The 17464-nt window shown below is 29.9% G+C and carries 10 protein-coding genes and 2 pseudogenes; 9 read left to right on the top strand and 3 right to left on the bottom strand.

The features are described from left to right. Window positions 1–342 precede the first annotated feature (342 nt). The 8 genes and pseudogenes from SK608_RS08670 to SK608_RS08640 all read left to right on the top strand — a co-directional run bounded on the left by SK608_RS08670 (window position 343) and on the right by SK608_RS08640 (window position 11197). Window positions 343–608, top strand: a pseudogene (locus tag SK608_RS08670) (helix-turn-helix domain-containing protein). An 83-nt stretch (window positions 609–691) separates the two neighbouring features. Continuing rightward, window positions 692–1885 carry a hypothetical protein gene (locus tag SK608_RS08665; RefSeq protein WP_033678275.1) on the top strand — a complete coding sequence of 398 codons (1194 nt, stop codon included), beginning with the start codon at window positions 692–694 and terminating at the stop codon, window positions 1883–1885. 84 nt (window positions 1886–1969) lie between these two features. After that, window positions 1970–2830: pseudogene (locus SK608_RS08660) on the top strand (ImmA/IrrE family metallo-endopeptidase). A 262-nt stretch (window positions 2831–3092) separates the two neighbouring features. After that, window positions 3093–5027, top strand: a complete 1935-nt coding sequence (locus SK608_RS08655; protein WP_033678272.1) for a site-specific DNA-methyltransferase — start codon at window positions 3093–3095, stop codon at window positions 5025–5027. Beyond that, complete coding sequence (locus tag SK608_RS11510; protein WP_200872052.1) at window positions 5014–5550, top strand: DEAD/DEAH box helicase family protein; 537 nt, start codon at window positions 5014–5016, stop codon at window positions 5548–5550. Before SK608_RS08655 ends, SK608_RS11510 begins: the two co-directional genes overlap by 14 nt. Next, window positions 5505–7997, top strand: coding sequence for a type III restriction-modification system endonuclease (locus SK608_RS08650; protein WP_200872051.1), 2493 nt, complete (start codon window positions 5505–5507; stop codon window positions 7995–7997). Before SK608_RS11510 ends, SK608_RS08650 begins: the two co-directional genes overlap by 46 nt. Window positions 7998–8556: 559 nt before the next feature. Beyond that, window positions 8557–9672 (top strand): hypothetical protein, encoded by a 1116-nt coding sequence (locus SK608_RS08645; RefSeq protein ID WP_033678269.1) that lies wholly within the window; start codon window positions 8557–8559, stop codon window positions 9670–9672. Window positions 9673–9754: 82 nt separating this feature from the next. Beyond that, a complete protein-coding gene (locus tag SK608_RS08640; RefSeq protein ID WP_033678266.1) occupies window positions 9755–11197 on the top strand; it encodes a HEPN domain-containing protein in 1443 nt (480 codons plus the stop codon). 348 nt (window positions 11198–11545) lie between these two features. Here the strand turns inward: SK608_RS08640 and SK608_RS08635 are convergent, their stop codons facing one another. From SK608_RS08635 to SK608_RS08625, 3 genes are all read right to left on the bottom strand, one after another. Beyond that, window positions 11546–12754 (bottom strand): ATP-binding protein, encoded by a 1209-nt coding sequence (locus tag SK608_RS08635; protein WP_033678263.1) that lies wholly within the window; start codon window positions 12752–12754, stop codon window positions 11546–11548. Between the two features lie 396 nt (window positions 12755–13150). Then, window positions 13151–14689 (bottom strand): response regulator transcription factor, encoded by a 1539-nt coding sequence (locus tag SK608_RS08630; protein ID WP_033678259.1) that lies wholly within the window; start codon window positions 14687–14689, stop codon window positions 13151–13153. Next, window positions 14670–16340: a sensor histidine kinase gene (locus SK608_RS08625; protein ID WP_033678256.1), complete on the bottom strand. Its 1671-nt coding sequence runs from the start codon at window positions 16338–16340 to the stop codon at window positions 14670–14672. The genes SK608_RS08630 and SK608_RS08625 overlap by 20 nt, the downstream gene beginning before the upstream one ends. A gap of 202 nt (window positions 16341–16542) precedes the next feature. On the opposite strand from SK608_RS08625, the gene SK608_RS08620 reads away from it, so the two are divergent. After that, window positions 16543–17460 carry an ABC transporter permease gene (locus SK608_RS08620; RefSeq protein WP_000861543.1) on the top strand — a complete coding sequence of 306 codons (918 nt, stop codon included), beginning with the start codon at window positions 16543–16545 and terminating at the stop codon, window positions 17458–17460. Window positions 17461–17464: the final 4 nt, after the last annotated feature.

Genomic DNA, 17464 nt, shown 5'->3' with positions numbered 1-17464 from the left:
CCCATAAAAATGTTTTATATCTTCACTTCAACCATATAAGGAATTGACTTTCCTTTCCAAAACATTTACAATAAAGGTACGAAGTTTATGTGTTGTTCTGATGATTAGTCATCTGGTTGTCAGACGCACTTTTTATTTAATTGTCTATGAACGAAGCCTTCTAAAATAAGGTTCTTATTTTAAAAAAGATATATACTCTATCGAATATATTTTTGTTATATACTCAATTGAGTATTTAATCAAGCGTTTTTTGAAAAAAATTTAATTTTTGAGGATAGTAGAATGTGATTTCCAGAGCGATTAAAAGAACTACGCTTAAAAAAAGGATTAACACAAAAAGAAATCGCAGAGAAATTTAGGATTAAGCAACCTAATTATCAGCAATGGGAAAGTGGTAAAAGAAGACCATAATCTGATACTCTAGAGAAGTTTGCTAACTTCTTTGGAGTTACTATGGACTATCTTTCAGGTAATGAAGAAGATTTGGAAAATATTGAATTGCTTTTTCGTATGAATTCAAAAGGATTGACTGATGAGGAAAAAGAGATTTTTAAGAGAGAGAGCTGATTGAGTTTATGGAAAAACGAAAGAAAGCATTTAAAAAGTAGAGAATAGAAGATAGTAATCAATAGTTGTATAATTTGCATTTTTAAGTGCTGTATTTATCATTAATTAGAAAAGAGAGATTATAATGCTAGAAAGGGTAATTCATCAAAGAGACTATTTGGTGACTGTGATAACACATCTTATATTCTTTATTTTGGGGATAGTTCTTCTTTATTGTGGTGGTTTAGAAGATAAATTTATAGCTTATATTTTTATTTTTATTTTTATTTTTATTTGTTTAAAAGTATTCTGTTTTTTTTATCTTTCGCGAACGAAAAACATTATTGAAAAAATTGCGAATTTTTTTATAACAGCTGGTTTCGGCTGTATAGATTTTTTAATTTTAACTTATTTAGTACTTTTCTCAATTGAACAATTACACGATACGAGTTTTAGTTTTTTTGATTCAATTTTATTGGCTATTTTGGCAATATTATTTATATTTATTATGCCCGTATGGGAAGCTTATCTAATGAAAAGTACGACACTAGAAAATATACGACCTTTCATAACTGCGGCAAGTATTGAATTTATCTTTGGAATTGTATTATATTTTTTTGATCCCAAAGAATCAGCAATTATATCAGCATTTAGTGCATTATTTATATTTTTGTTAACACCAGAAAATTCTGAGCTATTGTTCAACATAAAAATTTCTAAATATAGGGCACAACAAATTTCAATTCTTAGATTTAATCTGATATTTATGATTTCAATTATGTACGTAATATCAAGAATGATTCCGTTTCCTATGTGTAATGCTAAGCTTATAGAGATTGCAACGCCGCTATTAATGCGCTTCATTTACTTGCTAGTAGTATGGATTATTCCTTTGTTTATAATTTATTTCCCAGGTTCTAGACAGTTTTTTCAAAAACATCTTGGTTTATATTCTACTCAGTTAGAACTAAATGGAGATTGGAATATGCTTTCAAAAAAAGATGTTATTGCAAGGAATTTCCTATTGAATATTGATGGCCGAAGGGTAAAGGATGATAAAACAATTTTTTATTTAAATGAAAAATTAGAAGTTCTAAGTGATGATGAAGAAAAAATTGGTAAAATAATAAAAATTGATAGTGCACAGATAATACTTGAATTGAATAATAAAGAAGAGAGAAAATCATTACGAAATAGGAAGAAGTATATAAAGTTTATTAAGAAAGGAAGTGGAAAGTATAATAAATATAAAGATGAAAATAAGGTGTTAGATCAATTGAATTGTAACGAGGAACCGTTTTCTATCCGGGGTATTTATGAATCATCTACCTTTAATTAGTGGACAATTGTCCACTTTTTTACACAACAAACTCAACCTATTTGATTTAGTTTTGTATTTTACGCTTTAAGGAGGTATCATTCTTTGAATGAATTGTATACAAGGATAAGTAAGTCTACAAAACACGTGTTATATCAGTACATGAAGAATAACGATATTTCATTACTAAACTATAATTTCAATTATTTCTTTCAACATTGTATTCAAAAATATCAGATTCAAGTGATTAGTCACCGCTTCTCAAATCATAAGATTGAAGGATTAACGATAATTGATGATTATGGGATTAGTTTTTCTTATGAAAAGGATAATCCTAAAGTTAAGCAGAATTTTACCCTATGTCACGAACTAGGTCATTTTATCCTTAATCATAATGGCACTTGTTTTACAGAATCTATCGATAATCAGGAAAGTTTACTAGAACGTGAGGCAAATATTTTTTCTGCCATAGTGTTAATGCCGGATATTGTTTTATTATCTAAAATTTATTACAGTTGCGAGAGTTTTCAGGGGATACAAGAAAGTTTAAAGGTTTCAAAACAAGCTCTATACTTTCGTTTGATAGATTTATTACGAATGTATTTTCCAAACGAAGAAGATGAAATTAAACAGGCTATCAATGACTATATAGAGATGAAAAATTTTTCAATACATAGTTTGTTTCATGACATAAAACAACAATTGATTGATGAGTTCAATCAATATAGTGCTTCTTTAAAGATTCAGATTCAAAATCGTATTTTTGAACAGGGATTTGTTTCAAGTCAGGAACTGCCAGAGTTAGTTAACCAGAGTAATTGGAATGAACTAAGAGAAAGTATTAATAATTTAAAAATTTGATTAATTTATAACAAAGGAAAATCAGTAGCATATGCTTGGAATAGTTTAATATTGACAGATGAGCAAGCAAGAAAACAAGCAGAATTACAATTGTTATTAATGTGAGATAAATCATGTATCAACTAGAGAAATCAAAAGAACGGAGAACAAAGTTAAGAATTACTGAAAAAGAAATTCTAGATTAACTAAAGAGAAAATTTTTAGGTCAATTTTTCCTAGGAATTAGAGTTATAATATGTTAAACTTAAATCATTCATCTAATTAAATTATTGACTATTATTTTATTATCTTTCAATAAGGAGAATAGAGTATGATATAATTAACAGTGAAGATTATCAAATTATTTATAATTTAGAAGAGGATGGAAATGATTAGAGAACAGATAAACAATAATGAAAATATGACACCGAACGGTCGTGAAATTTCTTTGTTTAAAAATATTTTCCCTAATTTTTTTGATGTAAATGGAAACTTCTTGATGGACAGATTTCAAAAAATGCTTAACTCTAATGAAGTTACAGTTACAAAAGAAGGATATGAATTAAATTTTTTGGGAAAAAGTTATGGCAGATTTCAAACATCTACTGGCAGTGAAACTGTTATTAGCCCTTTAATTGAACATAATAGAAAAGGAGAAAATAAAGATTCAGAAAACCTATATATAATAGGGGATAATTTAGATGCACTTAAGCATCTGCTCAAATCATACAGTCGAAAAGTCAAATGTATATATATTGATCCCCCATACAACACTGGGAGTGATGGTTTTATTTATTCTGATGATTTTAAATATAATGCTCAAATATTGAGTGAAAGAATGGGAATTGATCTAGATGAAGCTAATAGAATTATAGATATGAGAGGGAAAAGTACTCATTCTGCATGGTTGAGTTTTATGTATCCTCGTCTGGTCTTAGCCCGAGACCTTCTCAGAGAAGACGGAGTAATTTTTATCTCTGTTGATGATAATGAACAAGCTAATCTTAAGCTAATTTGTGATGAAATTTTTGGGGAAGAAAATTTTCTAACTATGATAACTAGAGCTACTGGGACTCCAACTGGTGGCGGTTTTGATGGGTTTGTTAACGAATTGGACTATTGTTTGGTATATTCACGCGATATCGCAAGTACGGTTATTCATGGTTTACCTATGGATAATAATTCTGCTGAAATATATAATGAAGTAGATGAAGACGGAAATAGATTTTTATCTCGTTCTTTGCGAAGAACAGGTGGAGAGGATAGACGTGAAGATAGACCGACCATGTTTTATCCTATAATTGATCCAGATGGTGATGATGTTTATCCATATGGCCCAACAGGGTATGAAAGTAGATGGATGTGTTCTTATGAAAAATATAAATCCTTAGAAAAACAAGGTTTAATTATTTGGAAAAATATTGACAAAAATGGAGTAAAAAGGTGGCATCCTTATCAAAAATTTTATTTAGAAGGAAGAACTAAACAATCTGGAAATATCTGGAAATTTTTAGATATAACTGACGAATTGTGGGATGAAAATGTTGGTAATAAAAAAGCAACTTTAGAAGTAAAAAATTTATTAAAGGGGAAATATTTCGAGACTCCTAAACCAGTTGAATTAATGGTAAAAATTCAAAGGATTAGTTTAGAACCAGATTCACTAATTCTTGATTTTTTCTCGGGTTCAGCAACAACTGCTCATGCTGTTATGAAGCTAAATGCAGAAGATGGTGGAAATCGTAAATATATTCTTGTTCAGAAGCCGGAAGAGATTCAGGATTCTAAACCGGCAGCTAAAGCAGGTTACAAAACAATCGATGAAATCGGAAGAGAGCGAATTAAGCAAGCGGCTGCTAAAATTAAGGCAGAAACACGTGCGGATATCGATTATGGCTTTAAACTTGTCAAATTATCTAAGATAAGTGAAAACACTTTGGATAAATTGGAGAGATTTAACCCTGACACATTGGTACCAGAAGATCCTGTAGCCTATTTTGAAGATTCTGTGTGCTCTGGTCTTGATACAATCTTAACAACTTGGCTCAATCAGGATGGTTATGGACTCCATGCTAAATGGCAGGATGTTAAACTAGAAAATTACACGTCTCAGATTTATGAAAATACACTTTATTTAATCAATGATGGGATTGAAAGTCAGGATGTTAAACGTTTAATTGAGATGGTTGAGAATAATGACCTAAATATCAATCGTATCGTTTATTATCCTTATTCTTTCCCTCATGGGGTTCTGATAGAATTAAAAAATAATATTAAAAATCTGAGAAATGGTAAAGAAGTAACAATAAATGAAAGGTACTAAAATGAAACTTCAATTACAAATATTACCTCATCAAACCAATGCTGTAAATACCGTAAATGAAGTCTTTCATGATGTTCTTTTTAATTATGGTAATATTAATAGTAATCCTACCTTTAACTCAAATGATGTGAAAATTAAAGATAATATTCAAAAAATTCAAAATGGGGAATTTTTACCAGGAACTGTAATCTCTAAATTAGATAGAAAAGCTGAGATGGATGATATCCTTGGAATTGATGTTAAGATGGAAACAGGAACGGGTAAGACATATGCGTATACTCGAGTAATGTATGAACTGCACAAAAACTATGGTTTTAACAAGTTCATTATTTTAGTACCAACTACTCCAATTAAAGAAGGAACAAAAAAATTTATAGAATCTGACTACGCCCGCGAACACTTTGCTGATCTTTATCCCAATATTGACCTTCAACTTGAAGTACTTGATCCCATGAGAGCAAATAGAGGAAAGAAAAAATGTTTCCTTCAGCAATTTCTAACTTTTCTCGGGGAACTCGTTTAGAAGGGAATCGCATCAATACTCTCCTAATGACCAGTGGAATGCTGCTATCAGCATCTACTATGGAAAGAAATTATGATCAGACCCTCTTTGGTTCCATAACTGTTCCCATGGATGCTTTGCGTGAGACGCGTCCGGTCGTTATTATTGATGAACCTCATAGATTTAAAAAAGAGAATAAAGCCTATAAGAAATTGGTAGAGAAGATTCATCCTCAAGTCATTATCAGGTTTGGAGCTACTTTTCCAAAAGATGATAATACAAACGAAATTGACTACAATAACCTTGTTTACAATTTAAATGCCATTAAAGCATTTAATGATGGCTTAGTCAAGGGAGTTTCTATCCAGACACCGGAAAGCACTGATAAAGAAACTAAGAAAGTTAAATTGTTGGAAATAACCAGCAGAAGACCGAAAGTAGCAATTTTTAGAAATGAAGAATCTAGAAATGAAATCACGGTTGGACTTGGGGAGAATCTGTCGAGTATTTCTCCAGAATTTCGAGGCTTGACTCTTGAAAAGATTGGCAAGATTGAAGAAAATGGGATCAAAAAAGGAGTCGCATTGTCAAACGGGACAACTTTAGCAGTTGGAGAGAGTGTTTTTACAAATATATATTCTGATAATTATCAGGACATTATGCTTAAGCAGGCTCTGAAAAATCATTTTGACCTAGAAAAAGACAACTTCAACCGTCAAAGAAAGATTAAAACTCTCTCCCTATTTTTCATTGATAGTGTTTATTCGTATCGAGGAGAGGATAACAATGGTTATCTCAAGGTTAAATTTGAGAGTTTTCTGAAAGCTGAACTTAAAAGAAGAATAACTAAATTAGAAGAAGAACGGAGTTTTGTTAATTCTGAATATCTTGATTTTCTGAAAGCATCTTTAACTGATTTAACTGCTACAAACGGTGGTTACTTCTCTGTTGATAATTCTACTGATGACGATAAAATCAAGGAAGAAATTGATGCTATATTACGCGACAAAGAAAAACTACTTTCTTACAAAAATGAAGATGGAACTTGGAATACAATAAGATTTATCTTTTCGAAATGGACTTTGCGTGAAGGTTGGGATAATCCTAATATTTTTCAAATTGCCAAACTCCGTTCAAGTGGTAGTGAAATAAGTAAACTGCAGGAAGTTGGTCGAGGCCTTCGTCTACCTGTTGATGAATATGGTAATAGAATCTCAGATGAAGAGTTTTATCTTACCTATCTTGTTGATTTTAGCGATGAGAATTTTGCTAATACATTAGTTAGTGAAATTAATAGTGATATTGCTCAGAGTCATACCATTAGTGATAGTGACCTTCAAAAAGTGGCTGAAAAGCGTAATGTAGAAGTCAATGACCTATTTATTGATTTACTGACTAACAAATTTATAGATAGAAAATATAATATTATCGATGAAAATAGGGAAGACTTTTTCATTAGATACCCTGAGTTTAATAAGGGACTTAAACCAAATAAAGTTTTAAATAAACATAATAAGAACAAAAATTATGTTAATATCCGCCCTCATAAATTTAAAAATCTAAAATCACTATGGGAAAATCTTAATAAGAAGTATTATGTAAAAATAGAAGATTTATCGGTAGAGGATCTTCAGAAGTCTGTACTAGATATATTAAATGATGGGATTTATAGTCAAGATCATATCACAGTTACAGAAAAAAGACTATCTAAAGAGAATCAAAAACTAGCACTTAGTGAACAACAAGTTGGTAATTTTATAACTAGAGAAACGATTCCTTATAATGAGTTTTTAAAGAAGCTACATAAAAATACCAATCTGCCCATTCTAATTATTCATAGAGCACTAATTGAATATTCTAAAAGTAATGAGCTTGAAGAAGATTTTTTCAATATTAAAACTCTGTCAAACTTCATTAATAAGTATAGAGAATGGGTTGAAAAAACTTTTGTGAATAGATTCAGTTATAAGAAAATGGATGTGAAACTTGGTGAGACAGCCCTTACTAATCTAGATGGATCTCCACGTGAAAAGATTATCCAGGGAAATATTGGCGTTTATAAAGATTTTACTAAGAAAGTTCCTGAAAATTTCCTTTATGATAGTTTTGTATATGATTCAGATCTAGAGAAGTTAAACATTGAGCGTAGTAATATTGAAGAAGTAGTAGTTTTTGGGAAAATTCCTCGTCGAAGTATCCAAGTACCTTTATATTTTGGAGGAACAACTAGCCCAGATTTTATGTATGTCCTTCAAAAAGAAGACAAGGAGTTAGAAATCAACCTGATCATTGAAACAAAAGATGTAGATAGTGTAACTTCTATAAGAGGAGAAGAAAAATTACGTATTGAAAGCGCAAGAAAATTCTTTGAGCTTCTAAAAGAGGAAGGCTTAAACGTAAAATTTGAACAGCAGATTAAAAAGGATGAGATAATCGGAATGTTAAAAAAGATTATTGATTCAAAATAAAAAAGTTTTTGGTTTATAATAAAGTAATTATTCAACACTTAGTGGTTACTAGATATGAGAAAATTATGTATTGATAAAATTTTAAAATATAATAACTAGTATAGACTGACGGCAATGATCTAAAACTGATATGACGAGCTTTCTCTATGTGTAGGACCATTTTTAAAGCAAATTCAGAAACTTACTGCAATATTTTAAGTATCGAACGATGTTTATTTTATCAAAGATGCAAAAAAATTACCAAAAATTAAATTTCCGGAAAATATTTATTTTTTGGAAAGTCAATAAAATCTTTGAACTTGAACATAAAAACAATGGAAATTCCATTGTTTTTTTGATATAACGACACTATAATATGACTGGGAGCTGGCAAAATCAGTTGCTTTAAAACGTTAATTGATACGATTATATCAATATTTCAAAGCTATTTGCAAAGTGCTTTTCTAGGTTTACACTTAAAATAATTGTTAAGTTATATAGGAACCTTCTAGATAAAGACTGAGTACTTTTAGAGTATAATATAGTTATGTAGAGTTAAAAAGAATTGAGGAAAGTAATATTGGCTAAATCTCACATATCAGAATTATTACCAACTAAGTATAGAAAACGTCATCAATTAATGCTATATTTGTATGATATACTAGTTGATATTTTGGTTAAAGCTGATAAATATCAATTATCCAGTCTATCTTTTAGATTTACTAATGAGATAAATGATGAAATTGACTTGTTTGATGAACTAGATAGACAAAAAGATTTAGATATTTCTGAATATGTATATATACCTCACATCTTTTTTTCAATTTTACGTGATTTAAATTACTATCTATTTGAATCTCTGAGTTGTATAGAGAGGGGAAAAGTTACTGTTGCATTTTCTCTTGCTAGGAAACCTTTTCAAGATAATTTATTTTATTTAAGTTGGATATTGGTTCAACCACATGATTTCTTAGAAAAAATACAATATGGAGAGCTTAGGGAATATGACGTAAGTGATTTGAAGGGTAAAAAAGAATTTGTTATTGACCTACTTTTAAAAGCAAAAGAATCGATTCAGTATGAAAATGGTTTTTTGGATTTTAGTAGAGAATTACTTGATCCTGAATTACTATATGACATTATATATAATCGAAAGGCAGAAAATAGTTTAACAAGTGTATTTGATCAATCTATTCATTTGGTGACAAAGAATAAAAATTATCCTACGGAAAAGCGAAATCTTAATTTTATATTTTCTGATGATAAGATTTGGGATGATTTTTGGCATTTGTTCTATGAGAAAACACCCTACATTCTAATTTATTTAGTAGAAGTAGCTATTGCTATATTTGAGAAATATTTTGATATTGATTTAGAAATAGTTACCCTTAACCGGTATATTAGAAATTTAAAGATAATTTTAGCTTTATCTGGAGAAGAAAATAAAGAATTAGAAAGTATTTTTGATTTCATATTTAATGGTAATAATCTTAGCATGACATGTGAAGAATGCGGGAGGATATATAAGTTCAATATCAATTTAGTGAGGGAAATAAAAGAAGATTATCTATATACTTGTCAGAATTGTGGTTTTGTAGAGAGACTAGGGCAATATTTTGTGAGTGATGAATTACTGAGTAATAAAAGAAATATTCTGATTGATAACTCGAATGATGAGAATTGGAAGCTGGTCTAATACAATTAAAAGGTAGTACCGACATAAAAATCATAGTTTAGAAAGTTGTGAAGATTTTTGAAAAGTAATCAGAAAGGATAATATGAAATTTAAAGATTACACTTGGGATAAAGAGTTTGAAATAAAAGGGTATTTTTCAGAACGTTCCGACGATATAGTTAGTAAGGATAACTTGAGCGGTATTTTACATTATTCTCCTAGTGAAATTGTATTAGAATTATTTGGTGGATTTGAAGAGGAATCAGGCATTTCATTCGGTTTTGGTAAGTGTTTGGAAAAGATATATGGTTTCTCCAGTAATGGTAATATTTTAATTTTAAATACTTATGGTGAACCAATGGTACATTCCTCATCTCCTGGATTTCCGATAACTAGATATAGAGTAAAAAATTTTAAAATTTACAGTGTATTTTATAATGAGCTTGGAAATTTTGATTATAGTTCTGAGGCCTTTAAAGATTTAATTAATGAATTAGATTCTGAAAAAATCAAGGAATATAAATTTAGCTTTGAACATATTGAGGAATGGATTGAAAAATCATTGGTAACTGTTAAATATAGAGACAATCAAACTATTTTTGAAAGTGCAGCAAGTGAATATCAACCAACAAAAGTGTTAATAAGATCACTAGGAATGAACTTTGAAGATGTGGCAATACTCCATTCTTCATATACAACTACGTCATTTACCAGTGATTATTTTATTAAACTTATTTCAGCTGATTTAAATATAAGATCTTTTGATGAATTTTATCAAGCTTCACATAAGTTTAAGGAATTTATTGAGATTTTATCAAATATACCATTGTCTTTTACTAATATTGAATTTCTTGTTCTTTATAAAATGATAGATGGTAAGCGTATGCCACTTATAAAAGGCAAATTCTTTGTTCAGCATTCTAGAAAATCCCAAAAATGGAAATCGTATTCTCAGCAAGATATTTCTTTGAGGACATTAGAAGATAATTTTGAACATATTTTAAATCATTGGTTTGATAAATCTGAGGAACTTGAATTTATAGTGAGACAATTTTCAAAAAATCTTCATGGTGATTTATATTTGGAAGATCAGTTGGTTGATGCTATTAGGAATTTGGAAGTTTACTCTAGAAATTTTAAGAATTTTAAAAATCCGAAATGTTTATCTGATGTTGAAGAAAAAGCTAGACAATCTTTGTTTGACTTTATAAACACACATCTTTTAGAAGAGGTAAGAAGAAAATTTAGAAATAAATTGAAATTTAATCAAAAAGAGCCTAACCTTGCCGAACGTTTAAAAAATTTATTCGATTCAATTGATGAGCTTAATCTGTCTAAAATTTTTTCGAATAGTGAGAGAGAATTACTAATAATAAAATTAATTCAAACACGAAATTACTATACTCATGGTGATTCGAAAGATAACTATCCAGAAATGATAACAGATATCAGGGAGATGTATGAAACAAAATTGCTTCTTCAAGAAGTGCTGAGATATTATATTTATCAAGAATTGGATATGAAATATAAATATAAAAAATTCTAAACCTCAAGCCATTAGCTCAATGATTTAGAATGTTTTCATGGAAATTGGAACAATTGACACAGTTGTTGAGACTTTAGTCGCTTATAAATGTGGCTGCAACCTGACAAGGTCAGTTGTCTCAAAACGTTAATCAATAGGAGTATATTAACGTTTACAGACATTCAAGAATTTTCTCTTGGATGTCTTTTTTGTATAGAAATCAAGAGTTTCCATCATTGATTTTTAGTCTAGTATTAGTTTCTACGGAATAACCTTTTTCGGTCATAATAAAACACTCCTGTTCATAGTTTCACTAGATCTAAACAGGAGTGTTATTTTTGCGTCTCAATTTATGTGTTCAGTGCCTATCTATTTTTCTAGTAACCAATCTATGATATTTTTCTTCTCAATTCCATTGTAATTGACTGTTGGCTGAATCGTATCCATTGTTAATAGATATTTGGGGAATTGATCTTTAATGGCTTCTAGTGGTCTAAGTTCTCTTTCTAGTGTTTCTGGAGCAAGTGTTGTTTCACTGACTTGATAATAAGCGTAGTGACCAAGATCAGTTACAACAACAAAATCAACCTCATATTTATCTAAATTACCAACATATACTTGTGAATATCTACGTCTCAATTCCAAATACACAATATTTTCCAAGATATGCCCAATATCTTCTTTGTGGTCTGGTAATAAGAGATATCGTAAACCTAAATCAACGGGATAATATTTTTCTAAGCGTTGCAATAATGCTCTACCTTTTACATCAAAACGTGGAACGGAATAAAAAAGTAAACTATCTGTCAAAGTTGTCAAATAATTTTCTAAAGTATTATGGGATATTGAAACATTTTGGCTGACCAGGGTATTGCGAATCTTATTTGTTGATATTAAGCTACCTGTACTACTGAGAAGGGTTCGGACAATGCGCTCAATAATAGTAGGATTTGGATTTCCCAATCTAGTGACAATATCATTTAACAGTATGGAGTTATATATTCCTCTGAGATAGTCAATTTTTTCAGCGTAAGATGATGTTTGTAATAAGTAAGGGAAAGCACTAAAGAGATAATTGTTAAAAATTTCTGTTGTATTCAGATTTTCTGTGAGAGATTGACCTGATAGATATTCTTCAAATGACAAAGGAAGAACCTCTATCTCAACATACCGACCAGTCAAATTTGTAGCTAATTGGCTGCTCATAAAGTAGGCGTTTGATCCAGTCAAATAGAGGTCAACATTTGGTAGGATGAATAGACTATCTGCTACCAGTTCAAATTTTTCAACATGTTGAATTTCATCTAAAAAGATATAGTATGTTTTCTCGCTAACTAATTGATCTTTTATATAAGCGTATAATGTTTGAAAATGTCGGAGGTCATAGTAACTCAGATCCTCAAAATTGATGGATATGATTTGATCCTCGTCTACCCCAGTTGCTAGTAACTCCTCTTTATAGAGTTGAAAAAGCACAGATTTACCAGCTCGTCTAACTCCGCTCACAACTTTGATGATTTGGCGGTCACGATGTCTTCTTAAAAAGTCTAAATAATGTGGTCTTTTGATATAGTTCATAATAGATACCTCAAAGATAGTATAATACAAATAGAAATTATTTTCAAATATTTAGAAATAATATTTAATTTGTTTTATTATTTCTAAGTATTTAGAAATAGTGTTTTTCTGCAATTAAAAAATAGTCCATTTTGGTATGGCATGATAGTAAATCTTGTGAGGTTTTGTAGCAAGTATTCAAATAAAAAGCGCATACTATCAGAAGTGTAAAAGCTTGATAGTATACGTTTTATCCTAGAAATATTTACTGGATGTTTTTCTCAAACTGACTTTTTAAGAAGTTACCTTATCAGCAATTTCAAATAAGTTTATGGAGTTCTCTTTGGAAAAACTGTAGAATTTCAAAAATTACTACAGACCGTGAATTTTACTTATCATTTCAATGATTTAGATTACTTACATTTTGTTTTGATAAGTTTTACGGTAATCTCCAGGAGAAAGCCCAGTCCTTTGTTTAAAAATTTTAGTAAAGTAAGAATAATTATCATACCCTACTTGACAAGATACTTGTGATATCGAGATATTTGTTTGAGATAGGAGAGATTTAGCAGCATTAATGCGCTTATCCGTTATATATTTAACAAGAGTTTCTCCAGTTTCTTTTTTAAAAATTCTAGCTAAATGATCTGCGCTGAGATAAACCATATCTGCTAATATAGAACGATTTATATCTTCATAGTAGTGATGATCTATGTATTCGACGATGCGTTGAATACTATTTTTTTGGTTTTCAATGTTTGTTGCAAATTTCTTAGCATGTGACCAGTAATAATCAAAGTAATCCTGAAAAGATTCAATTGAATGAAAGCGTCGTTGGAATAAGAAATCATGAGTGCTGTTTTGGAATAATTTATGAGCTGAAATTCCATTTTGATCTAGATATATTCCTATTTGTTGAGTCCAATCTAGTAAAATTTGTTGTAGCGTGAAAGTAGGGATTTGAGAATTATAGACGAGTGAATTAATTTTTTCTCTTAATTCATATTCGCTTAAGCTATCTAAAAACGTAATTGAAAGAGTTTCTGTTTTGAAAGAAGTTGGGAAACTATGTGGAACACATGTAATAGTATTCCAATAAGAAACATACTGTTCATTATAAGTGTAGAGTTCTTTGGTATGAAATAAAATATCGGATATTTTATGGCAACTCTTATATATAATGTTTGAGTATTTGCTAAAGTTATTAGAAATTTGAGAATGAATCTCATATGCCAATTTGTCACTACGTTTGGACGAGTCTACTCTAAAGAGACAAACATATTGATCAACCTGGCTTTCCATTTTGAATAGACTTATCAGATTATAAGAAGGTTGTGAAATTCTTTGAAGTTCTCTTTTTAGTTGAGAAGTCCATGATGGAGTTTCTGCAGAATAATCTTCTTCATTAAGATTGATTGTTAAAACTGCAAGAAAAAAATACTGGTGTTTTTGAAGAATAAAAGCTTGTTTACTTGCTATATTTTCTAGCTCATCGATGCGAGAAATTTGAGGTTTTCTAAGGTAATCATACCAGAAATTATCTTCTATTTGTAAAAGTGCATCATTTTTTCCGTTTAAGTTATGATTCTCAATTTTACTAATGGCTTTTTGAATAATAAATTCTAATTTTTCAAAGTTAATGGGTTTTAGATAGTATTCGAAGCTTTGTAATTCAATTGCTTTTTGAGCATAGTTGAAGTCGGCGTAATTGGTTAAAAAAATTGTTTTTATATCATATTTTTCATTTCTAATCCACGATAAGAGTTCGAGACCGCTACCTTGAGGCATTTCTATATCGCTTATCATGAGATCAATAGGATGCTCTCTAATAATATTTTGAGCTTGAGTGAGGCTATAGGCAACATAAACAGTGTCAATGTGTAGTTTAGCCCAATTTATTTTCTCTCGTAAAGCTTCAATGATAAAACGATCGTCATCAACTAATAAGATGTTCATTATAACCTCCGTCTATAATCTTGTATGGAATAAGTAAAAGAATTTTAGCCCCACCTTCTTCATTATTTTCAAATGTAATAGTATAGTCGTTGGGATAGAGAAGATTCAAACGTTCGATGGTGTTCGTGATCCCAATATGATGTCCATCTTCTGTTATTAGAGACTGTTTCTGATTTAGTTTTGATAAAATTTCTTCAGAGAAACCTGGACCATTATCTTCGATACAAATCTGAATATAATCTGAGTTCTCAGTTTTTACTTTTTTTATTGATAGCAAAATTGTGAATAAATCCTGAAATGAAAAACCGTGTTTGATTGTGTTTTCAATAAATGTTTGTAAAAGTAATGATGGGACAAGAGTATTTTGTAGGTCATCATTGTAGTTTAGTGAAAAGTAGATGCTATTTCCATATCGAATTCGTTGTATTTCTAAATAATCTTTAATATGCTGAACTTCATCTTTAAGTTCTGAAAAATCTTGATTAGCCATAAATAAATGACGGAGATAATTTGAAGTTAAGATAGTTAACTCTTCAATTTCCTTGTAGTTTTTTGTTTGGAGCATACTATGAATCATTGATAACATGTTTAAGTAGAAATGTGGACGGATTTGGTTCTTAAGATAATTAAGTTCGATCTTCTTAAGTTCTAGTTGTGAATGGTATTCCCGTATTTTTAATTCTTGCATGTCAAATATTACTTTATTAAGTTTATCATTTGCCTTATCAATTTCTAGTATACCTTCAGATATAAAAAATTCAGAAGGGGGGATGGAGTCCCCAAGTTGAGAGAGTCGTTCAGTGAGTCTTGTTATCGGTTTAATCATCCACTGACGAATATACAGGATAATGATGATTGATAAAATGGTAATAATAATAGGAACGGCTGACAAAAATACTTCTAAGAGTGTGATATTTCTAAAGACTTCGGCATAATCGACTAAAACATAAATATCGAAAGGTAAATGCGTTTTTTCATTTTGAGCATGAATTAGGTAGTTTTCGGAGGGTATATTGTTAGGCTCTTTTAGGGAAAGTTTACCATTATTTCCAATATTGAGTTTTCTTAGAGGTTTTAGGATATCTTCTGAAGATATGACGGCATAAATTATTTTTCCTTCGTAATGAACAGATTTAACTAAGTATTCGCTGTTTTTAGTAGTTACATTTTTCCATTTACGGTCACTTATATCACTACGCAATGATTTTAGATTTGATTTTAACAGTAGATAATCTTCATATGGAATATAAAGATTGGAGACATTTATAAAATAATCAGTACTATCGGTTTCTAATAAGAATGTCATATGAGTTTCATTTTGATATTCAAACTCTGCAAAGCTAGTTTGAACTTTTTTAAGATTTTCTTGATACTCAAGAAACGTTTGTACATGATTTAAGTTCTCTAAAGATTCATTATGCGTTATTGTTGAGTACATAAAGCGTTCTACAGAATGCAATTTCTCATTAACAGAGTCAGCATAAATTTCAATTGAACTACGTAAGTGTACTATATTTTGGTTTTTAATAAAATTTCTGGTTATGTTACTCATAGCAATATTGATTAAAATATTTATCAATAGTAGTACAAGTAGGAGTTTAAAGAAAAAATGAATGGAATGTTTTTTTGATAAGTCGTGATTTAATTTCATATACTATTCTCCTATTAAAATTATAGCACTTTGAAAATACGATATCATGTAACAAAACAGATATGTTTTATCAAGATGTCGGAAAAGTAATAGTTTTTAAAATTAAAAAACTGAAAAATTGATAAACCTAGTCCAAAAAGTTCTATTAAGGGAATTCTATATGGTGTAAAATAATCGTAGAAAATCAGATGGGAGGAAAAACATGAAAGTAGCATCTCAACTTCATAAAATAAAATTAAAGCATAGTATTCCATTATATATATTACTTTTTCCTTCAATATTGCTATTAATTTTATTTTCCTATATTCCCATGTTGGGACTAATTATTGCATTTAAAGACTATTCACCAGCCAATGGTATCTTTGCTAGTCAGTGGGTAGGATTTAAGTACTTTACTCAATTTTTCTCATCATTCCAATTCGGGACAACTATGTTCAATACATTAAAAATTTCACTTTATAGTATTGTAGTAGGATTCCCCTTACCTATTATACTAGCTATAATCAGTAATCAGTTAAGAGTTGGGAAATTTAGAAAAATATTTCAAGTGACAACCTACTTACCCCATTTTATCTCTACAATGGTTATGTGTGGGATGATTATCTTATTTTTATCTCCTACTAGTGGTTTGTTAGCGAATGTATTTAAGTCTGTTGGAATTACTATTCCAGATCTTTTATCAAAACCTAGTCATTTTGCAGGTGTTTATGTTTGGAGCGATGTATGGCAACATATTGGTTGGGATAGTATTATTTATCTAGCAGCGCTTTCTGCAATTGATCCTACATATTATGAGGCTGCAACTATGGATGGTGCCTCTAGGTTACAAAAAATTCGGCATATAGAATTACCATTGCTTTTGCCGACTGCTATGATTCTATTAATATTAAGAGCAGGTAGTTTATTAAGTGTAGGTTTTGAGAAAGTGTTACTACTACAGAATCCTCTTAATTTAGCAGGAAGTGAGATAATTTCGACCTATGTTTATAAAGTTGGTATGGTGAACTTTCAGTATAGTTATTCGACAGCTATAGGGTTATTTAACACGGTAGTTAATCTAATAATTTTGTTATCTGTTAACTGGTTCTCAAAAAGATATACTAGAACGGGTCTTTTTTAAAGGA

This window comes from Streptococcus mitis subsp. hohhotensis, from assembly GCF_000722775.1.
Classification (GTDB): Bacteria; Bacillota; Bacilli; order Lactobacillales; family Streptococcaceae; genus Streptococcus; species Streptococcus carlssonii.
Note: the sequence above shows the minus strand (reverse complement) of the source record. Positions and strands in the feature narration are given on the sequence as shown.

Bases quoted from the DNA above. Each gene is read 5' to 3' on its own strand.
- SK608_RS08620 (WP_000861543.1), top strand. From the start codon at position 16,543: ATGAAAGTAGCATCTCAACTTCATAAAATAAAATTAAAGCATAGTATT.
- SK608_RS08640 (WP_033678266.1), top strand. From the start codon at position 9,755: ATGAAATTTAAAGATTACACTTGGGATAAAGAGTTTGAAATAAAAGGG.
- SK608_RS08625 (WP_033678256.1), bottom strand. From the start codon at position 16,340: ATGAAATTAAATCACGACTTATCAAAAAAACATTCCATTCATTTTTTC.
- SK608_RS11510 (WP_200872052.1), top strand. From the start codon at position 5,014: ATGAAAGGTACTAAAATGAAACTTCAATTACAAATATTACCTCATCAA.
- SK608_RS08650 (WP_200872051.1), top strand. From the start codon at position 5,505: ATGTTTCCTTCAGCAATTTCTAACTTTTCTCGGGGAACTCGTTTAGAA.
- SK608_RS08665 (WP_033678275.1), top strand. From the start codon at position 692: ATGCTAGAAAGGGTAATTCATCAAAGAGACTATTTGGTGACTGTGATA.
- SK608_RS08655 (WP_033678272.1), top strand. From the start codon at position 3,093: ATGATTAGAGAACAGATAAACAATAATGAAAATATGACACCGAACGGT.
- SK608_RS08635 (WP_033678263.1), bottom strand. From the start codon at position 12,754: ATGAACTATATCAAAAGACCACATTATTTAGACTTTTTAAGAAGACAT.
- SK608_RS08630 (WP_033678259.1), bottom strand. From the start codon at position 14,689: ATGAACATCTTATTAGTTGATGACGATCGTTTTATCATTGAAGCTTTA.